The organism is Pseudomonas sp. MLB6B, from assembly GCF_054508135.1.
Genome location: NZ_CP199313.1, coordinates 1,852,560 through 1,869,608 on the forward strand (window position 1 = coordinate 1,852,560; position 17,049 = coordinate 1,869,608).

Here is a 17,049-nt window from a genome sequence, read left to right on the forward strand (position 1 = left end):
ATGTTCTCTCGAGCTTTGCTGTCTATCGTCGTCGTTTCCCTGTCCGCTCCAGTATTGGCCGACACCGTCTGGATGAAGAACGGTGACCGCCTGACCGGCACCATCAAGGTCTTCGACGGCGGCAAGTTGCTGCTCGACACCAAGTACGGCGGCGCCATCGCGCTGGACTGGAAGCAGGTCAAGACCCTCGAAAGCGACCAGCAGTTGCTGGTCAAGCAAGGCGCCTATGAGGGCGAGCACGCCAAGTCGCTGCAACCGGCCGAGGAGGGCAAGGTCATCCTGGCCAATGGTGAAGCGCCCAAGACCGTCGAGCTGGCCAGCATCGAGCAGATCCTCAAGCCCAAGCCCGTGGTCGAAGACCTGGTCTGGAAAGGTCGGATCGACGCCGCACTGGACTACAAACGCGCGGAAAAAGACACCGACAACTACGACATCGGCTTCAAGACCAGCGCGCGCCATGGCCGCTGGCGGCATACCGCCGACGGCGAGTACAACCGCGACACCCAGAACGACGTCACCACCAACGACAACTGGAACGTCGAATACTCGCTCGACCGCTTCCTGACCGACCAGTGGTTCTGGCAAGGGCGTATCGACTACACCCGCGACCATATCGAAGACCTCGAACGCCAGCGTACCGTCGGTACCGGCCCCGGCTACCAGTTCTGGGACGACGAACTGGGCGCCTTCTCGCTCGGCAGCCTGCTCAACCGTACCGACTATGCCTACCGCGACGGCGGCAAGGACAGCTTCTATTCGGTGGCGATGAAGTGGGACTACAACCGCTACCTGATCGGCAAGCGCTTCGAGTTCTTCACCAACGGCGAAGTAGGCCGGCCGCTGGGCTCGGTCGCCGACTACTCGCTCGATGCCGAGCTGGGCGTGCGTTACAAAGTGACGGAGTGGGCGTCGCTCAACCTCAAGGCCGAGCGGAACGTGATCAGCGGCACCGAGGACAGCGACCTGGAGAAGACCCGTTACACCGCAGGCTTCGGCGTCAACTGGTAAGCCGCTGGCAGTGCCCCGGCGGCTGGCACCTGACGGCGTAAATGACTATCGTGTGCCCGGTCATTTCTTCGTCAGGAGCCGCCCTACGTGAGTACCCCCGCCCATCGCCCCGCCCGGGAGCTGTTGCTCAAGGAATACCGGGGCGTGCTGTCGACCCACTCCAAGTCCATGCCCGGTTACCCCTTCGGTTCGGTGGTGCCTTATTGCCTGGACGCGCAGGGCTGGCCACTGCTGTTGATCAGCCGCATCGCGCAACACACCCACAACCTCAAGCAGGACGCCAAGTGTTCGCTGCTGGTAGGCGAGCGTGACGCCGAAGACGTGCAGGCCGTGGGCCGTCTGACGCTGCTGGCGCAGGCGCGCAAGCTCGACGAAGCCAGCGCCATCGCCGCCGCTGCCGAGCGTTACTACCGTTATTTCCCGGAAGCGGCCGGCTACCACCAGGCCCACGATTTCGATTTCTGGGTGCTGGAACCGGTACGCCATCGCTACATCGGCGGCTTCGGCGCCATCCACTGGCTCGACGACGTCACCCTGGCCAACCCTTTCGCCGGTAGCGTCGAGGCCAGGATGATCGAGCACATGAACAGCGACCACGCCTCGGCCATCGCCCATTACGTCGCCCTCAACCAGCTGCCAGTCACGCCGCCTGCCGCACTGGTGGGCATCGACAGCGAAGGCATGCACCTGCGTATCGGCCAGGCGCTTCATTGGTTGTCCTTCGGACAGACCTGCAATAACCCGACACAAGTTCGCGAAGCCCTGGTTTTACTGGCCCGCACCGAGCAATGGCCCACCTGCGAAACGCCTGCGGGTTGAAATGCAGAGTCGTCGCAACCATCTAGAGGTCTCACAGCAAGACTGTCTTGCGCGAGGATTCCTGTAATGCGTGTTTTTCTCCTGCTTCTATTGATCTTCCCGGTGCTTGAGTTGTTCGTCTTCGTCAAGGTCGCCGGGGCCATCGGATTTCTGCCGGCGTTGCTGCTGATCATCGCCGGCTCCGCCCTGGGCCTGCTGGTGATGCGCGTGGCCGGCTTGGCCACGGCGCTGCGTGCCCGTGAAAGCCTGCAGCGCGGCGAACTGCCCGCCGAGCAGATGTTCCAGGGCTTGATGCTGGCCGTCGGTGGCGGCCTGCTGCTGATCCCGGGCTTCGTCAGCGACGTACTGGGCCTGGTCTGTCTGTTGCCGTTCACCCGCCATTTCGTCGCGCGCAAGCTGCGCGCCCGTGTCGAGGCGCAAGCCGCCCGCCAGCGGGCGTTCCGCGACGAGCCCTTTGCCGCCCAGCCGCGCGAGGGCCTGCAACGGCCCAACGTCATCGAAGGCGAGTACGAGCGCCGCGACCAATAATCCCGCCCTCTTTGCAACGGCCTCATGACGGGGCCGTTCGCATTTACGTTCCCCGCGTCTGAAAAAATATTTTTCTACGGCCTTGTAATCGACGTTGCCGACCTCATGTATGGGACACCGCAAGGTTTCTGGCGCACATCGTCAGACATGACAGCGATGGCTCGCCCACGGCGGGCCATCTCCGGCGACGCCGGAACGCATTAACCGCCGGTGTCGACACCGGCCGATGAAAACCACAATTTGGGAGAGATCGACAATGAAGCTTCGTCCTCTGCATGACCGCGTAGTCATCCGTCGCAGCGAAGAAGAATCGAAAACCGCTGGCGGTATCGTCCTGCCGGGCAGCGCGGCTGAGAAGCCAAACCGCGGCGAAATTGTTGCCGTCGGTACCGGTCGAGTTCTGGACAGCGGCGAAGTCCGCGCCCTGGCCGTCAAAGTGGGTGACAAAGTCGTGTTCGGTCCGTACTCGGGCAGCAACACCGTGAAAGTCGACGGCGAAGACCTGCTGGTGATGAGCGAGAACGAAATTCTCGCTGTCGTCGAAGGCTGATTTCCCCCGATTTCCGTGACCCCACAGAATTTCAAGGATTAAACGATCATGGCTGCTAAAGACGTAAAATTCGGCGATTCCGCCCGTAAGAAAATGCTCGTTGGTGTCAACGTTCTGGCTGACGCCGTCAAAGCCACCCTCGGCCCGAAAGGCCGTAACGTAGTCCTGGCCAAGAGCTTCGGCGCGCCGACCATCACCAAGGACGGCGTTTCCGTCGCCAAGGAAATCGAACTCAAGTGCGCGTTCGAGAACATGGGCGCGCAGCTGGTCAAGGAAGTCGCTTCCAAGGCCAACGACGCAGCCGGTGACGGCACCACCACCGCCACCGTCCTGGCACAAGCCATCGTCAACGAAGGCCTGAAAGCCGTCGCTGCCGGCATGAACCCGATGGACCTCAAGCGCGGCATCGACAAGGCCACCACCGCCGTCGTCGCCGAGCTGAAGAACCTGTCCAAGCCGTGCTCCGATTCCAAAGCCATCGCCCAGGTCGGCACCATCTCCGCCAACTCCGACGAGTCCATCGGCCAGATCATCGCTGAAGCGATGGAAAAGGTCGGTAAAGAAGGCGTCATCACCGTCGAAGAAGGTTCGGGCCTGGACAACGAACTGTCGGTCGTCGAAGGCATGCAGTTCGACCGCGGCTACCTGTCGCCGTACTTCGTCAACAAGCCAGACACCATGGTCGCCGAACTGGAAGGCCCGCTGCTGCTGCTGGTCGACAAGAAGATCTCCAACATCCGCGAGCTGCTGCCGGTGCTGGAAGCCGTCGCCAAGGCCGGCCGTCCGCTGCTGATCGTGGCCGAAGACGTCGAAGGCGAAGCGCTGGCGACCCTGGTCGTCAACAACATGCGCGGCATCGTCAAGGTCGCTGCGGTCAAGGCACCAGGCTTCGGCGACCGCCGCAAAGCCATGCTGCAGGACATCGCCGTCCTGACCGGCGGTACCGTGATCTCCGAAGAAATCGGTCTGTCCCTGGAAACCGCTACCCTGGAGCACCTGGGCAACGCCAAGCGCGTCGTTCTGTCCAAGGAAAACACCACCATCATCGACGGTGCTGGCGTTGAAGGCGACATCCAGGCGCGCGTCACCCAGATCCGTGCCCAGATCGGCGACACGTCGTCCGACTACGACCGTGAGAAGCTGCAAGAGCGTCTGGCCAAGCTGGCCGGCGGTGTTGCCCTGATCAAGGTCGGTGCCGGCACCGAAGTCGAAATGAAAGAGAAGAAAGCCCGCGTCGAAGACGCCCTGCACGCTACCCGTGCAGCCGTCGAAGAAGGCGTGGTGCCTGGCGGTGGTGTTGCCCTGGTGCGCGCCCTGGCCGCACTGGTCGACCTCAAAGGCGACAACGAAGACCAGAACGTCGGTATCGCACTGCTGCGCCGCGCCGTCGAAGCGCCGCTGCGTCAGATCACTGCCAACGCCGGCGACGAGCCAAGCGTCGTGGCCGACAAGGTCAAGCAGGGTTCGGGCAACTACGGCTACAACGCTGCAACCGGCGAATACGGCGACATGATCGAGATGGGTATCCTGGACCCAGCCAAGGTCACCCGTTCCGCGCTGCAAGCAGCCGCTTCGATCGGTGGTCTGATGATCACCACCGAAGCCATGGTCGCCGAGCTGCCGGAAGAGAAAGCCGCAGGCGGCATGCCTGACATGGGCGGCATGGGTGGTATGGGCGGCATGATGTAATCCAGCCTCACCCTGTTGTAGGAAAAGCCCCGCCTCGTGCGGGGCTTTTTCGTTATGGCGCATGAGCCGTTTCGTTGGCAGGTCCGGGTAAATGCCCCGCAACGCTGGCGCGGTCACGGCCGAAAGCCTTAAGCTGCGCCAGCCGCGCAGCACCCCCAGCACTGCACAGGAGATCCCGATGCGCATTCTTTTGGTGGAAGACAACCGCGACATTCTGGCCAACCTCGCCGACTATCTCGGCATGAAAGGCTATACCGTCGATTGCGCCCAGGATGGGTTGTCCGGGTTGCACTTGGCGGCGACCGAACATTACGACCTCATCGTGCTCGACATCATGTTGCCTGGCATCGATGGCTACACCCTGTGCAAACGTCTGCGCGAAGACGCCCGCCGCGACACGCCGGTCATCATGCTCACCGCCCGCGACCAGCTCGACGATCGCCTGCAGGGCTTCCGCTCCGGCGCCGACGACTACCTGCTCAAGCCTTTCGCGCTGTCGGAACTGTCGGCACGCATCGAAGCGATTCTGCGCCGTGCCCAGGGCGGCGGGCGGCGCACGCTGCAGGTGGCCGACCTCAGCTATGACCTCGACACCCTGGAGGTCACCCGCGAGGGCCGGCTGCTCAAGCTCAACCCGGTCGGCCTCAAGCTGCTCGCCGTGCTGATGCAGAAAAGCCCGCATGTGCTGCGCCGCGAAGTGCTCGAAGAGGCGCTGTGGGGCGACGACTGCCCCGACAGCGACAGCCTGCGCAGCCATGTCCACCAACTGCGCCAAGTGATCGACAAGCCGTTCGACAAGCCGTTGCTGCACACCGTGCATGGTGTCGGCTATCGCCTGGCCGAGGGTCGTGATGGAGTTTAAGCAGAGCCTCGCGCAGCGCATCATCATCGCCTTCGCGGTGATGAGTGCCCTGGTGGCCGGCGCTTTCGGTATCGGCATCGTGTCCACCGTGCACCTGGTGGAGGAGCGTCTGATCTCCTCGGTGCTCGGCGGCGACCTGCAGCGTCTGCTGCGCATGGACAGCGTCAGCGACTGGAGCCACCGGCCGCGTCCCGATCAGCTGTTCTACTTCGACGGTGGGCGCGACGACTTCGAGCTACCCAGAGACTTGCGCCACCTGGATACCGGCTTCCACGAGGTGTTCCGCGACCAGCTGTCGTACCACGCGATGGTCGAGGTGGTCGACGGCCGGCACTATGTGCTGCTGCAGGACCAAAGTGACTTCGAAGAGCGCGAGCGACTGTTGTTCGCTGTGGTGCTGGTGGGCTTCGTGCTCAGCCTGGTGCTGGCCACCGTGCTGGGCTGGCTGCTGGCAAGGCGGGTGATGGCGCCGGTGATCCGCCTGGCGCGCCAGGTGCGGCACCGCGATCAGTTGCTGGGCCTGGCACCGCCCCTGGCGCCGGACTACGCCGCCGACGAAGTGGGGCAGCTGGCGGTGGCCTTCGACGACACACTGGGCCGGCTGCGCGATGCCCTGACCCGCGAACGGCTGTTCACCAGCGACGTCAGCCACGAACTGCGCACGCCATTGATGGTGCTGGCGACCTCCTGTGAACTGCTGATGGTCAACCCCAACCTCGACAGCCGTTCGCGCAGCCAGGTCGAGCGTATCGCCCGTGCCACCGAAGAGATGCGCGAGCTGGTCAAGACATTCCTGATGCTGGCCCGTGCCCAGCATGACGAGAACGCCATCGCCTCGCGCGCCACCGTGCGCGAGGTGGCCGACGACCTGATCGGTGTGTGGCGCGACACCGTGGAGCAGAAGGGCCTCACCCTCTACTACGACGGCCGGGTCAGCGCCGGCCCGCAGCAATACAACGCCACCTTCCTGCAATCGGTCATGGGCAATTTGTTGCGCAATGCCGCGCACTACACCGACAGCGGCTACATCCGTCTGAGCCTCAACCCCGATGGCTTCAGCGTGGAAGACAGCGGCGTCGGCATCCCGGAAGAGCAGCGCGAAGCGATGTTCAAACCCTTCGTGCGTGGCGCCGAGCGGCGTGGCGAGGGCCTGGGTCTGGGGTTGTCGCTGGTGCAGCGGATATGCGACGACCAGGGCTGGCAGGTCAAGCTCAGTGCCACCTTGCCACACGGTTGTCGCTTCCAGGTGGATCTGTGCGGTGCGAAAGAGGTGCCTGATCTGCAGGGCGAGGCCCATGACGCCCTTTCGAACGAGCAGACTTAGCGGCGAGTATCGATGGCCCGCTTGCCGAGGTCCGTCGCCCGGGCTTTCAGGCGTTCGCAAGGCGGCGGTCGAAGGCGTGGTCCTTCGCTCACTGGGCTGGCAATGGCTGTGCGACTACGAACCGTGGCAACACCAGCATGTGCGGCAGGGCGAACGCGGCCAGTACGGCAAATAGCGAGCGGGTGCCCGTGTGCTCTTGCCGGATGAAAACGGCAGCGACGATCAGGGCGAACAAGGCGGCTGCCGCCAGCACCGGGCGCGTCAGTCGCAGGTAGGCGCCCAGTTTGCGAGTGCCTAGCAGGCGCTGCCGTACGCAGGTCTGTGGTGCGGCATGCAGCACAAAGAAACCCAGCGCGAACCCTACCAGAGGTGGCAGGCACAGAGTCGCGACGAGCGTCGCTGCCAAGCGCACATCGCCTTTGCGCCAGGCAGCTCCTAGCAGCACCGCACTGGCCAGGATGCCTGTGACGGCCAGGGTATTCGCCAATCCGATACCCAACGTGCTGGGCGCGTGGGTGCCTGAGGCCAGATCGAGCAAATACCCCACCGTTTGCCTGTGCAACACGGCAGGGGCGCCGACGATGAAGGCGCCCAAGGCCAGACGCTCGCTTGGGCGTTCGAACAATTCGTCTTCGTGGCTGAAATGCCAAGCGGACAGCAGCAGAAAGGTCACGAGGGCAACAGCACTGGCGATCTGCCAAAGCGCCAAGTAGGCGAGGGCGGCGGCGAGGTAACAGGCGATGAAGGGCAGTCGCCGCGATGCACTGACCATGTGCAAGTCGCTGGCTCCATGCAACAGGCCCAGGCCTAGCCCGACGGCCACCGCAAATGCCAGCGGCAGGCCGCCGCCGATCAGGCTGACGGCCACCGCGCACAGCACCAGCGCCAGCCAACCCTGGCCTGCGGCGCGCACGTTCAAGCGCCTCGGTTTACCAGCGCGTTACGCAGGTTGCCCTCGCTGGTGAAGGCGTAGACCACCTTGGCCAGGACATCGAGCACCAGGAACACCCAGACGGTCAGGGCATCGCTCACCAGGCCCAGGCCTTCCGGACCGACGGCGAATACGACGGGGTAGATCAGCCACAGCACGCTCAGAAAACCGATGTTGCGACGGTAGGCGCTGCCGATCGGGGCATGCTGTGCGGCCAGCGCCGCCAGAGGCTTCCACATCAGATACAGCACGCCGGCGAAGGCGGCGCAGGACCAGGCGAAGAACACCCATTTCACCGTGCCATAAGGTGCCAACGAGGCGACCAGGCCGGTGACGATCATCACCACGTCCAGGGTCACGATCGAAGCGATGAAGCCTGCTTGGCCGTCTCGTTCGCGCGCGCCGAGAAAGGCCGAGCTGACCACGCCCGCCAGCAGCAAGGGTGTGGTGAACGTCCAGTCCAGGTAGCGCGCGACATAGGTCACCGTGCCGTCTGGCTTGATGAGGTTGCCCAGGCCCAGGTACATGGCCAGGTAGGCGGTGGCAGCGATGAACGGCACAGCGGCGTGAAGCAGCGTGTGGCCCCGTAGAGGCCCGTGATGAGCCCCCTTGGCATAGATGGCCAGGGATGCGAGCGACATGACGATGAAACCGACCAGCAGGGGCGTTTGAACCATGGCGAACTCCAGGAGCGACAGAAAAAGGCAGCGGTCGAGCAGGGTCGTGGTAGGACTGCGACGCACTGCCTGATAGAAAATGGAGGAAGTGCCCGAATATTTGGTTCAAAATGTTTCGGCGAGGAAGAAATTCTAGGACCTTGTAAGTCATTGCCCGATTGCATGTGGGATTATTCGGCAATCGCGCCACTGACGACGGTACGTCCCTTGCACATTCTGACGGCGTATACGACGTGCCTCGGTCGTAAAGCGCGCCACGAAGGTTTGCGCACCCATTCGATGAATCGCGCAAAAATAAAATAATTCAAGGAGTTACTGGCACGGATCGTCGCTCGTGCTGTCAGCTATCGGCCACTTTCGCAGGCCTATGACCTGTCAAGGAGGCTGCTATGGCAAGGGCTCATGACGCCATGCCAAGAAACATCGTGTTACCTATGGCTACATTCGTGACACGCCTTTTCTCGATCGGCTTTGCATTCAACCGCGTATGACGGTGCTGCCAGGCTATGCCGTATGGCTAATCAATCTATTACGCAAGAGACAGTGACCATGGCAAGTGCCCATACCCCAGCCTCGCAGTTCGATTTCTACTGGCAGCAAAAAGGAGAGTGGGTCGAAGAGCCCAACCAGCGCCGGGGAGGCGAAAGCGGTGTGCAGCGCCTGGACGATGGCCAAGGTCACTGTCTATACGCCAAGCGCCAGACGGGCCACCTGTACCGTAGCTGGCTGCATCCGTTCGGGCGTCCGACCGTGCTGCGCGAGCAGGATGCCTTGAGCAATTGCACGCGCCTGGGCGTACGCGTGCCCCGCATCGTGTTCTGCCAAGCGCGCCGCGACGCTGACCATCAATGGCAGGCGCTGCTGGTGAGCGAGGCGCTGGAAGGGTTCGTCGACCTGGAGAGCTGGTACGCTGCCGGTGCTTTGACGCGTTACCCCGAAGCCGTGCACCAGCGCATGCTCAAGGACCTGGCACACAACATGGCGCGCATGCACCGCGGGCACTGGCAGCACAGCTGCCTGTACGGCAAGCATGTGTTCGTCAAGGTCGTTGGGGAGGGCGAGGATGCACACGTCGAAACGGCGCTGCTGGATCTGGAAAAAGCGCGGCGGCGCTTCAGGTGCCAAAGCGCGGCCGCGAAGGATCTAGGACAATTGCAGCGCCATTCGTCCATTTCGGCCGCACATTTCCGTTCCTTGCTCTACTTTTACGAGACAGCGTTTGGCAGCGCAGTCAAAGGGTTAGGGCAATGAAACTAGAAATAGCACGAGCTTTGTTCTTCATCGCCGCGTTGGCCGTCACCACGGCGGCGGCAGCGGCTTGGGAACAACCGCGGCCATTGGTGTTCAGCAAAGCCGAATTGGCAGGGCAGTGCGCCTTGCCGCGAGGTCCCAAAGCGCAGGCACAGGACCAGGCCAGGCCCGATCATGACCTGCTGTTGTTCCTGTTCGGCATGCGCCAGGGCCTCAAGCCTTTCGGCTGAGGCCGTATCCCCTAGGCTCGATGTCTGCGTCCAGGATGCAGGCATCGGGCCATCGCCCCATCACTCCTGCGCGTTGAGCAAACGCTCCATGCGCACCGCCAGGCGACGTTTGATCTCGGTCTCGATGTGCGGCGTGAAGTCGTTGATCACGTCCTGCATGATCGACTGGGCCGCTGCGCGCAGTTCGCTGTCCAGGTGCAGCAGGGTGTCTTGACGACGGGCCTGCGCGTCATGGCGGTCGCCAGTACTCGTAGGCGCGTTGAGGGACGGCGCAGCGCCGCCCTGTGCTGCGCTTGCCGTCGGTACTGGTTCCACCGTTTCGGTGAGCAGCGGTGGCTGCAGATTGGCATCGCCCAGCAGTTCACGGATCGACTCCAGGTCGTCGAGCAGGTGGGCGGAGTGGTTGGGGGAAGTCATCGGCTTGTCCATGGTCGTCAAAGTCGCTGTAGGCGGTGATCGGTAAGAGCGTAGCCCCGTTCTCGATAGAAACGGAATCGCTCGCGTGCGGCCTGGCGGACAGCGGGCGCTTCCACCACGATTTCGGCTACCCGCTGGAACTGACCGACGAAAGCGGGTACGTCATCGCCCAGATTGATCAGCAGGTCGGCATGTCCATGGGCCGAAGCACCGATGCCCAACACCACCCGGCCGGCAGGGTCCAGCTCTGCCGAGTCGTGAGGCACGAACGCCTCGCCCTTGAATTGCCACAGGCGTTGGTCGAGTTCGCCGCGCTGGGCCTCGTCCTGGCAGTGCAGATAGACCTGGTGGCCGAGGCGCCAGGCTTTCTCACAGAGCTTGCAGGCGAAATCCAGACGCGCCGTGAGCGAGTCGGTAGGCAGGATGTAGAAATCGACTTTAGCCATGATCGGCGTGCCGGCCAACGGCGCATGGGCACCGCTGGCAATGCGGCATCAGGCTCCTGCGCGGTCGAGCAGGTATTGGGTCAGCAGGGGAACCGGGCGCCCGGTGGCGCCCTTTTCCTTGCCGCCGCTGATCCAGGCGGTCCCAGCGATGTCCATGTGCGCCCACTGGTACTGCTTGGCGAAGCGTGAGAGGAAGCACGCCGCGGTGATGGTCCCGGCCTTCGGCCCGCCGATGTTGGCGATGTCGGCGAATGGACTGTCGAGCTGCTCCTGGTACTCCTCGAACAACGGCAACTGCCAGGCACGGTCGTCGGCACGCTTGCCGGCATCGAGCAGCTGGTTGAGCAGGCCATCGTCGTTGCCCAGCAAGCCGGTGGTGTGGCTGCCCAGGGCGACGATGCAGGCGCCGGTGAGGGTGGCGATGTCGATCACCGCCTGTGGCTTGAAGCGCTCGGCGTAGGTGAGGGTATCGCACAGCACCAGACGGCCTTCGGCGTCGGTGTTGAGGATCTCCACGGTTTGCCCGCTCATGGTGGTGACGATGTCGCCAGGGCGGGTGGCGCCGCCGCTCGGCATGTTCTCGGCGCAAGCCAGCAGGCACACCAGGTTGATCGGCAGTTGCAGCTCCAATACCGCCTGCAGGGTGCCGAACACGCTGGCCGCGCCGCACATGTCGTACTTCATTTCGTCCATGCCGGCGCCAGGCTTGAGGCTGATGCCACCGGTGTCGAAGGTGATGCCCTTACCTACTAGAACGTAGGGTTTTTCGCTTTTCTTCGCGCCTTGGTAGTTGAGCACGATCAACCGCGGCGGTTGCTCGCTGCCTTGGCCGACGGCGTAGAAGGCGCCCATCCCCAAGTCTTTGATCTTCTTCTCGTCGAGCACTTCGACTTTGAGGTTCTTGTGCGCCTTGCCCATGTCCTTGGCCTGCTCGGCGAGGAAGCTCGGGTGGCACAGGTTCGGCGGCAGGTTGCCCAGGTCGCGGGTCAGGGCCATGCCGGCGCTGATCGCACGGGCATGCTTGAGGCCACGCTCGACCTCGGCCAGGCCCGCTTCGCTGGTGAGCAGGGTGATTTTCTTCAGCGCCCGTGGTTCGGCCTTCTGGCTCTTGAAGCGGTCGAACACGTACGTGCCGGCCAGCAAGGTTTCGGCCAGCAGCCGGTATTTGCCGTAATGGCCTTCGCGGCCCTCGACGACCACGTCATCGAGCACCAGGGTGGCGTCGTTGCCGCCCAGGCCTTTGAGCACGCCGGCAACGGCGTTGACCACCTTGCGCCAGTTGCGGTCGTTCAGGGCCTGTTCCTTGCCGATGCCGACCAGCAGGACGCGTTCGGCTTTAAGGCCGGGCAGGGCCTGCAGCAGCAGGGTCTGGCCGACCTTGCCGGTCAGGTCGCCACGCTTGAGTACCGCGCCGATGGCACCGTTGCTCGCCTGGTCGATGTGCTGGGCCAGTGCGCCCAAGAGGCGACCTTCGCCGACGCAGAGCACCAGCGTGGCGGTTTTGACGGATACAGCAGCGACGCTTTTTACAACCAGTTCCATGTCAGGTCCCCAGATGGTCGTTGGTGTGGCGCTGTCGGGCGCAGGCGCCGTAATGCGCGGGCCGCCTGCTCGCATGCCAGTGGAAAAGCCGCCAGTGTGACCTTCCGCCGACCCTACTGACAACCCCAGGCCATGGCAGGGCACCACACCAAGTGACAGAGGCCGTCAATCCCAGGATAATGCGCGCACTTTTGCAGTCGGTGGGCTTCGGCGAACCGGCTATGATCCTGATTGTCCGATTTCCTTGTCCGGCACTTCGCCCCTGACAACCCAGGAGTTTCTGGTTTGATCGTCTTCCGTTATCTGTCTCGCGAGGTCCTGGTGACCTTGAGCGCCGTCAGCGCCGTGCTGCTGGTGATCATCATGAGCGGGCGCTTCATCAAGTACCTGGCCCAGGCCGCGCAGGGCATCCTCGACCCGAGCGTGCTGTTCCTGATCATGGGTTTCCGCCTGCCCGGGTTCCTGCAACTGATCCTGCCGCTGGGGCTGTTCCTCGGCATCCTGCTGGCCTACGGTCGTCTGTACCTGGAAAGCGAGATGACCGTGCTGTCGGCCACCGGCATGAGCCAGCAGCGTCTGCTCGCCGTCACCTTGGCGCCGGCGGCCCTGGTGGCGCTGCTGGTCGCCTGGCTGAGCCTGAGCCTGGCGCCCCAGGGCGTTGCGCAGGTGCAGCGGATCATCAACCAGCAGGATGCCCTGACCGAATTCGACACCCTGGTCCCCGGCCGTTTCCAGACCCTGCGCGACGGCACCCGGGTGACCTACACCGAGCAGCTCTCCGACGATCGCGTCAAGCTCGACGGTGTGTTCATCTCCGAGAAGCGCTTCAACCAGGACAAGACCAAGGACCGTGCGCCGACGGTACTGGTGGCCGAGCGTGGCCATCAGGAAGTGCGCGGCGACGGCAACCGCTATCTGGTGCTGGAAAACGGCTATCGCTATGACGGCAACCCAGGCGAGGCCAGTTATCGTGCGATCAAGTACGACACCTATGGCGTGCTGTTGCCCAAGCCCGAAGTCAGTCAGGAAGTCACCGACCGCGAGGCCATCCCGACGCAGCAATTGTTCGGTGAGCAAGGCCTGCGCGAACGGGCCGAACTGCAATGGCGTCTGTCGCTGCCGATCCTGGTGTTCATCGTGACCTTGATGGCGGTGCCGCTGTCGCGCGTCAACCCACGCCAGGGCCGCTTCCTCAAGCTGCTGCCGGCCATTCTTCTCTACATGGCGTACCTGACCATGCTGATTTCCGTACGTGGCGCCCTGGAGAAGGGCAAGCTGCCGATCGCCCTGGGCATGTGGTGGGTGCACGCGCTGTTCCTGGCCATCGGCCTCGGGCTGATGTACTGGGAGCCGTTGCGTCTCAAACGCGCGGCCCGTCGTGCGGAGGTGGCCCGTGGGTAAGCTGGATCGTTACATCGGCAGCAGCGTGTTGCTGGCCATCCTGGCCGTACTGGGCATCATCCTGGGTCTGGCCTCGCTGTTCGCCTTCATCGACGAAATGGGCGACCTGAGCGACACCTACAGCCTGCTCGACGCTGGCATGTATGTGCTGTTGACCGCGCCCCGCCGGCTCTACGACATGCTGCCCATGGCCGCGCTGATCGGCTGCCTGATCGGCCTGGGCAGCCTGGCCAGCAGCAGCGAGCTGACCATCATGCGTGCGGCCGGGGTGTCCATCGGGCGCATCGTCTGGGCCGTGATGAAGCCCATGCTGGTGCTGATGCTGGCTGGCCTGCTGATCGGCGAATACGTGGCACCGGCCACCGAGAGCAAGGCCCAGGCCGATCGTTCGCTGGCCCAGGGTGGCGGCGAGGCGCTGAGTTCCAAGCGCGGCATGTGGCATCGCCAGGGCAACGAGTTCGTGCACATCAACTCGGTACAGCCCAACGGCCTGCTGATCGGCGTCACCCGTTACCAGTTCAACGAGCAGCGCCAAGTGATGACCTCGAGCTTCGCGCGGCGCGCCACCTACGCCAACGACCAGTGGACGCTGAACGACGTCAGCACCACCTTCTTCCGCGGCGACCACACCGAAGTGGTCAAGGCCGAGCAGGAGCGCTGGGACGTTTCGGTGACGCCCGAGCTGCTCAACACGGTGGTGCTGCCAGCCGAATCGCTGTCGATCAGTGGCCTGTGGAGTTACATTCATTACCTGGCCGACCAAGGTCTGAACAACTCTGCCTACTGGCTGGCGTTCTGGACCAAAGTGCTGCAGCCGCTGGTGACCGCTGCGCTGGTGGTCATGGCGATTTCCTTCATCTTCGGCCCGTTGCGTTCGGTGACCCTGGGTCAGCGCGTGTTCACAGGTGTGCTGGTGGGCTTCGTGTTCCGCATCGCCGGGGAACTGCTGGGCCCGTCCAGTCAGGTATTCGGCTTCCCGCCGCTGCTGGCAGTGGTATTGCCTGCGGCGATCTGCATGGTGGCCGGGGTCTGGCTGTTGCGCCGAGCCGGTTGATGCCGTGATGCCAGGGGTGCCGATCCCGGTCCCCCTGGCTCGATCTACACACCTCTACTTTCTCGCTTTCGGCACCCGGACCAATTGGGTGTTGGAGTAGAGGTCGTGCCAGGTGCGCCGATGCTTGTCGAACAGCGCCCAGAAGAACCCCAGCCCCAGGCATAGCCACGAAGCGATGGCCACCATGAAGCGCAGCAAGGCCTGCCACAGGCTGATCGCGCTGCCGTCGGCGTTCTGCACCCTGACTCCCCATGCCTGCATGCCCAACGTCTGCCCGCCATGGGTCCAGAACTTGGCGAAAAAGCCGAACAAAGCGAATAGCAGCAGAGTGGACAGCAGCGGGTCGCCGTCCAGCGCGCCGGCTTCGGTCAACTGGCGCATGCGTGCCTCACCGATGAACGCCATCTGGATCAGCTTGTAGACCCCAGCGGTAACGATCAGCAGGGCCGTGCACAGCAGTGCGTCGTAGAACACGGCGGCCAGGCGTCGGGCGAAGCCGACAGGCGGGAAGTCACCCTGAGGTTGCAGCGTGGACGTTGGCATGCGTAGCGGCTCCGGTAAGCGAAGCGCGCATTCTACGGACAAAAAAAAGCCCCTGCACTTGGCAGGGGCTTTTGCGAAGCTTCGATCAGCCTTCGGCTTGAACTTCGTCAGCCTGCATGCCTTTCTGGCCTTGAACGGCAACGAAGGTGACCTTCTGGCCTTCCTTCAGGGATTTGAAGCCGTTGCCCTGGATGGCACGGAAGTGGACGAAGAGGTCAGCACCGGATTCTGGGGTGATGAAACCGTAACCTTTCTCGTCATTGAACCACTTGACGGTACCGTTCTGACGCTCTGCCATGATCTTGCTTCCTATGGAACTTGGGTTGTGATGACAGTGGTTCACTTGAGGTGTGAAGTGAACGCCACTGGGCTGGTTGCAGGAAGTCTGGCGTCGAACGGGTGGTAGCGGTTTTGGCTACTGGCCCGGGTCACGATTCCACTTTGGCGACCCATGCAAACACAGTGGAAACGACTCTACGCCAACTCTCTCGGATAAAACAAGCCCCGTCTGAAGGGCCTTTTGGACGGCATGCGCAGGTGCGACATTTCTGTCGGAAACGGCATGCCGTCTGGTCTGCAGGCTTTTCGCAAAGCGACAGCAAAGGTTCGAAAACGAACAGCGGCCCAGCCTTCAACCGCGGTGATAACGCGGCGTGACGAAAGGCATTTTGCTCACGCGCACGGGCACCGGCTTGCCGCGCACCAGCGCGAACACTGCGCTGTCCGGCGCTGCATGTTCGTTATCGACATAGCCCATCGCCACTGGTGCGTCGAGGGTAGGCCCGAAGCCGCCGCTGGTGACCTTGCCTACCACCCGACCGGCGGTATCGACGATCTCCGCGCCTTCTCGCACCGGTGTCCTGGCCTGTGCCAGCAGACCGACCCGCCTGCGCGCCACGCCTTCGCCTTGCTGCGCGAAAATCACCTGCGCACCTGGGAAACCACCGGCACGCACACCGTTCTCACGGCGTGCCTTGGAAACGGCCCATAGCAGGCTGGCCTGCACTGGGGTGGTGGCGCTGTCCATATCATGGCCGTACAGACAGAGGCCCGCTTCCAGGCGCAACGAATCGCGCGCTCCCAGGCCGATGGCCTGCACCTGCGGTGCGTCCAGCAGACGACGGGCCAGCGCCTCGGCGCTAGGGGCGGGCACGGAAATCTCGTAGCCATCCTCGCCGGTGTAGCCTGAGCGGCTGACCACGCAAGACACGCCCAGCAGATCCACCGTGCGCACCTGCATGAAGGTCATGTTCGCCACCTCGGGCGCCAGGCCGGCCAGTACTTCGGCAGCGGCAGGACCTTGCAGAGCCAGCAGGGCGCGTTCTTCGAACAGTGGCAACACATCGCACAGGCCGTCCAGCGTCTGTCGCAGGTAGGCGAGGTCTTGCGTCTTGCAGGCGGCGTTGACCACCAGCAGCAGTTCGTCGCTGGCCAGGCGCGCGACCATCAGGTCGTCGAGGATGCCGCCCTGCTCGTTGGTGAACAATGCATAGCGTTGCAGGCCCACCGGCAGATCGAGGATGTCCACCGGCACCAGGCGCTCCAGCGCCGCCGCGGCGCCTGGGCCGCGCAAGAGGATCTGGCCCATGTGCGAAACGTCGAACAATCCAGCGTGCGCACGGGTGTGCAGGTGCTCCTTGAGCACGCCCAAAGGGTATTGCACAGGCATGGCGTAACCGGCGAAGGGCACCATGCGCGCGCCCAGCTCCAGGTGCAGGGCATGTAGCGGTGTGTGTTGCAGTGTGTCGGACATCGAACGCTCCTGAAAATCTCGTCT

General features: G+C 63.4%; 19 protein-coding genes. 11 read left to right on the top strand and 8 right to left on the bottom strand.

The genetic code is table 11. The annotated features are described in order from the left end of the window. From ACSMEV_RS08040 to ACSMEV_RS08070, 7 genes are all read left to right on the top strand, one after another. The gene (locus tag ACSMEV_RS08040; RefSeq protein ID WP_459207944.1) at positions 1–1,008 is read left to right on the top strand and encodes a DUF481 domain-containing protein; all 1,008 of its coding nucleotides are present in this window, start codon (positions 1–3) and stop codon (positions 1,006–1,008) included. Between the two features lie 87 nt (positions 1,009–1,095). Then, a complete protein-coding gene (locus ACSMEV_RS08045) occupies positions 1,096–1,827 on the top strand; it encodes a HugZ family pyridoxamine 5'-phosphate oxidase (protein ID WP_459207945.1) in 732 nt (243 codons plus the stop codon). A 66-nt stretch (positions 1,828–1,893) separates the two neighbouring features. Continuing rightward, positions 1,894–2,355, top strand: a complete 462-nt coding sequence (locus ACSMEV_RS08050) for an FxsA family protein (protein WP_296264676.1) — start codon at positions 1,894–1,896, stop codon at positions 2,353–2,355. 256 nt (positions 2,356–2,611) lie between these two features. After that, entirely contained in the window at positions 2,612–2,905 is a 294-nt protein-coding gene (locus tag ACSMEV_RS08055; protein WP_028696642.1) for a co-chaperone GroES, read from the top strand. A 48-nt stretch (positions 2,906–2,953) separates the two neighbouring features. Further along, positions 2,954–4,594: a chaperonin GroEL gene (groL, locus tag ACSMEV_RS08060; RefSeq protein WP_313739190.1), complete on the top strand. Its 1,641-nt coding sequence runs from the start codon at positions 2,954–2,956 to the stop codon at positions 4,592–4,594. A 178-nt stretch (positions 4,595–4,772) separates the two neighbouring features. Continuing rightward, the gene (gene colR, locus ACSMEV_RS08065; protein ID WP_296265328.1) at positions 4,773–5,456 is read left to right on the top strand and encodes a two-component system response regulator ColR; all 684 of its coding nucleotides are present in this window, start codon (positions 4,773–4,775) and stop codon (positions 5,454–5,456) included. Next, a complete protein-coding gene (locus tag ACSMEV_RS08070) occupies positions 5,446–6,780 on the top strand; it encodes a sensor histidine kinase (RefSeq protein WP_459207946.1) in 1,335 nt (444 codons plus the stop codon). The genes colR and ACSMEV_RS08070 overlap by 11 nt, the downstream gene beginning before the upstream one ends. Positions 6,781–6,868: 88 nt before the next feature. On the opposite strand, the gene ACSMEV_RS08075 is transcribed toward ACSMEV_RS08070, so the two are convergent. After that, the gene (locus ACSMEV_RS08075; RefSeq protein ID WP_459207947.1) at positions 6,869–7,693 is read right to left on the bottom strand and encodes a beta-carotene 15,15'-dioxygenase, Brp/Blh family; all 825 of its coding nucleotides are present in this window, start codon (positions 7,691–7,693) and stop codon (positions 6,869–6,871) included. Positions 7,694–7,695: 2 nt separating this feature from the next. Continuing rightward, positions 7,696–8,388 (bottom strand): bacteriorhodopsin, encoded by a 693-nt coding sequence (locus tag ACSMEV_RS08080; protein ID WP_459207948.1) that lies wholly within the window; start codon positions 8,386–8,388, stop codon positions 7,696–7,698. A gap of 549 nt (positions 8,389–8,937) precedes the next feature. On the opposite strand from ACSMEV_RS08080, the gene ACSMEV_RS08085 reads away from it, so the two are divergent. Further along, positions 8,938–9,639 (top strand): lipopolysaccharide kinase InaA family protein, encoded by a 702-nt coding sequence (locus ACSMEV_RS08085; RefSeq protein WP_459207949.1) that lies wholly within the window; start codon positions 8,938–8,940, stop codon positions 9,637–9,639. Continuing rightward, positions 9,636–9,869, top strand: coding sequence for a hypothetical protein (locus ACSMEV_RS08090; RefSeq protein WP_459207950.1), 234 nt, complete (start codon positions 9,636–9,638; stop codon positions 9,867–9,869). Before ACSMEV_RS08085 ends, ACSMEV_RS08090 begins: the two co-directional genes overlap by 4 nt. A 60-nt stretch (positions 9,870–9,929) precedes the next feature. Here the strand turns inward: ACSMEV_RS08090 and ACSMEV_RS08095 are convergent, their stop codons facing one another. From ACSMEV_RS08095 to ACSMEV_RS08105, 3 genes are read right to left on the bottom strand one after another with little or no spacing between them, the layout of a single operon-like run. After that, entirely contained in the window at positions 9,930–10,298 is a 369-nt protein-coding gene (locus ACSMEV_RS08095) for a DNA polymerase III subunit chi (protein ID WP_459207951.1), read from the bottom strand. 5 nt (positions 10,299–10,303) lie between these two features. Further along, positions 10,304–10,732 (bottom strand): DNA polymerase III subunit chi, encoded by a 429-nt coding sequence (locus tag ACSMEV_RS08100; protein WP_459207952.1) that lies wholly within the window; start codon positions 10,730–10,732, stop codon positions 10,304–10,306. Between the two features lie 48 nt (positions 10,733–10,780). Then, on the bottom strand, positions 10,781–12,274 hold the full coding sequence (locus ACSMEV_RS08105) for a leucyl aminopeptidase (protein WP_459207953.1): 1,494 nt from the start codon (positions 12,272–12,274) through the stop codon (positions 10,781–10,783). Between the two features lie 285 nt (positions 12,275–12,559). On the opposite strand from ACSMEV_RS08105, the gene lptF reads away from it, so the two are divergent. Continuing rightward, entirely contained in the window at positions 12,560–13,675 is a 1,116-nt protein-coding gene (lptF, locus tag ACSMEV_RS08110; RefSeq protein ID WP_459207954.1) for an LPS export ABC transporter permease LptF, read from the top strand. Beyond that, complete coding sequence (gene lptG / locus ACSMEV_RS08115; RefSeq protein WP_296264695.1) at positions 13,668–14,729, top strand: LPS export ABC transporter permease LptG; 1,062 nt, start codon at positions 13,668–13,670, stop codon at positions 14,727–14,729. Before lptF ends, lptG begins: the two co-directional genes overlap by 8 nt. Before the next feature lie 54 nt (positions 14,730–14,783). Here the strand turns inward: lptG and ACSMEV_RS08120 are convergent, their stop codons facing one another. The 3 genes from ACSMEV_RS08120 to gcvT all read right to left on the bottom strand — a co-directional run bounded on the left by ACSMEV_RS08120 (position 14,784) and on the right by gcvT (position 17,025). Further along, positions 14,784–15,272: an RDD family protein gene (locus ACSMEV_RS08120; RefSeq protein ID WP_459207955.1), complete on the bottom strand. Its 489-nt coding sequence runs from the start codon at positions 15,270–15,272 to the stop codon at positions 14,784–14,786. 85 nt (positions 15,273–15,357) lie between these two features. After that, positions 15,358–15,570, bottom strand: coding sequence for a cold-shock protein (locus tag ACSMEV_RS08125; RefSeq protein WP_186556447.1), 213 nt, complete (start codon positions 15,568–15,570; stop codon positions 15,358–15,360). 333 nt (positions 15,571–15,903) lie between these two features. Next, positions 15,904–17,025 carry a glycine cleavage system aminomethyltransferase GcvT gene (gene gcvT / locus ACSMEV_RS08130; protein ID WP_459207956.1) on the bottom strand — a complete coding sequence of 374 codons (1,122 nt, stop codon included), beginning with the start codon at positions 17,023–17,025 and terminating at the stop codon, positions 15,904–15,906. Positions 17,026–17,049: the final 24 nt, after the last annotated feature.

What these genes read in the sequence shown, in the direction of transcription:
- ACSMEV_RS08040 (WP_459207944.1), top strand. Translation starts at nt 1, where the DNA reads ATGTTCTCTCGAGCTTTGCTGTCTATCGTCGTCGTTTCCCTGTCCGCT.
- ACSMEV_RS08050 (WP_296264676.1), top strand. Translation starts at nt 1,894, where the DNA reads ATGCGTGTTTTTCTCCTGCTTCTATTGATCTTCCCGGTGCTTGAGTTG.
- ACSMEV_RS08055 (WP_028696642.1), top strand. Translation starts at nt 2,612, where the DNA reads ATGAAGCTTCGTCCTCTGCATGACCGCGTAGTCATCCGTCGCAGCGAA.
- groL (WP_313739190.1), top strand. Translation starts at nt 2,954, where the DNA reads ATGGCTGCTAAAGACGTAAAATTCGGCGATTCCGCCCGTAAGAAAATG.
- colR (WP_296265328.1), top strand. Translation starts at nt 4,773, where the DNA reads ATGCGCATTCTTTTGGTGGAAGACAACCGCGACATTCTGGCCAACCTC.
- ACSMEV_RS08070 (WP_459207946.1), top strand. Translation starts at nt 5,446, where the DNA reads ATGGAGTTTAAGCAGAGCCTCGCGCAGCGCATCATCATCGCCTTCGCG.
- ACSMEV_RS08080 (WP_459207948.1), bottom strand. Translation starts at nt 8,388, where the DNA reads ATGGTTCAAACGCCCCTGCTGGTCGGTTTCATCGTCATGTCGCTCGCA.
- ACSMEV_RS08085 (WP_459207949.1), top strand. Translation starts at nt 8,938, where the DNA reads ATGGCAAGTGCCCATACCCCAGCCTCGCAGTTCGATTTCTACTGGCAG.
- ACSMEV_RS08090 (WP_459207950.1), top strand. Translation starts at nt 9,636, where the DNA reads ATGAAACTAGAAATAGCACGAGCTTTGTTCTTCATCGCCGCGTTGGCC.
- ACSMEV_RS08095 (WP_459207951.1), bottom strand. Translation starts at nt 10,298, where the DNA reads ATGGACAAGCCGATGACTTCCCCCAACCACTCCGCCCACCTGCTCGAC.
- ACSMEV_RS08100 (WP_459207952.1), bottom strand. Translation starts at nt 10,732, where the DNA reads ATGGCTAAAGTCGATTTCTACATCCTGCCTACCGACTCGCTCACGGCG.
- ACSMEV_RS08105 (WP_459207953.1), bottom strand. Translation starts at nt 12,274, where the DNA reads ATGGAACTGGTTGTAAAAAGCGTCGCTGCTGTATCCGTCAAAACCGCC.
- ACSMEV_RS08120 (WP_459207955.1), bottom strand. Translation starts at nt 15,272, where the DNA reads ATGCCAACGTCCACGCTGCAACCTCAGGGTGACTTCCCGCCTGTCGGC.
- ACSMEV_RS08125 (WP_186556447.1), bottom strand. Translation starts at nt 15,570, where the DNA reads ATGGCAGAGCGTCAGAACGGTACCGTCAAGTGGTTCAATGACGAGAAA.
- gcvT (WP_459207956.1), bottom strand. Translation starts at nt 17,025, where the DNA reads ATGTCCGACACACTGCAACACACACCGCTACATGCCCTGCACCTGGAG.